Annotated in this window: 1 rRNA gene; it reads right to left on the reverse strand. The window is 46.9% G+C overall.

Annotated elements, in window-relative coordinates:
* Positions 1-1,293: ribosomal RNA gene (locus ACTVJH_RS15840) — 23S ribosomal RNA — on the reverse strand; the annotation flags it as partial.

Consider the following 1,293-nt stretch of genomic DNA (forward strand, 5'->3'; position numbering starts at 1 on the left):
TGGTTGAGACAGTGCGGAGATCGTTACGCCATTCGTGCAGGTCGGAACTTACCCGACAAGGAATTTCGCTACCTTAGGACCGTTATAGTTACGGCCGCCGTTTACCGGGGCTTCAATTCAGTGCTTCTCCCGCCCTCACTTCAACTCATGGAGACTATGTTCTATCCGCTTAAACAATCCTCGTTTGGCATTACCACATTGTTTAAGCTTCCGTTCACGAATCATCGCATCTCGACTACTCAGATAAGATTCATAATATACCAGGTTCCAATGTTTGTTCTTGGTATATCTGGCTCCTTCATCTGAATTGTGTTGCTCGACTCGTTTTCTCAGATCATGCGTATATCCTATATAATTATCTCCATCATCTGATATCAGGATATAAACATAATACATAGTTTTCTCCATGCGTCAGAGTGAGAGCGGGATAACACCTCCTCTTAACCTTCCGGCACCGGGCAGGCGTCAGGCCATATACAGCGTCTTACGACTTAGCATAGCCCTATGTTTTTAGTAAACAGTCGCCACCGCCATTTCTCTGCGACCACTCTTAGCTCATACAGTGAATATATTCACCAAAAGTGGCACCCCTTATCCCGAAGTTACGGGGTCATTTTGCCGAATTCCTTAACCAGAGTTCTCTCAAGCGCCTTGGATTACTCATCCCACCCACCTGTGTTGGTTTGCGGTACGGTTTAATGGACATCTCGTTTAGAAGCTTTTCTCGGCAGCATGGGCTCAATCACTTCCGGCTTGCGCCTCGTCATCACCTCTCAGGATAAAGATTCACGGATTTGCCTATGAATCATCCCTACGGGCTTGAACCATCTATTCCAACAGATGGATGACCTACCCTCCTGCGTTCCTCCTTCACTCAAACGATGCACACCAAGTACAGGAATATTAACCTGTTTCCCATCAGCTACGCTTTTCAGCCTCGCCTTAGGGGCCGACTAACCCAGGGAAGATTAACTTTACCCTGGAAACCTCGGGTTTACGGCGAACGGGTTTCTCACCCGTTTTATCGTTACTCATGCCAGCATATTCACTCCTCTTTAGTCCAGCAAACCTTCCGATTTACCTTCATCCTCAAAGAGGACGCTCCCCTACCCCCTGCACTCACTTTAACTACCAAGATATTCTTAAATTCAAAAACATCTTTAATCGTTAAAGTGAGTGCAGGGCCATGGCTTCGGTATCATGCTTAGCCCCGTTACATTTTCGGCGCGGAACTACTAGACCAGTGAGCTATTACGCTTTCTTTCAAGGATGGCTGCTTCTAAGCCAACCTCC

Source organism: Desulfoplanes sp. PS50, from assembly GCF_053851535.1.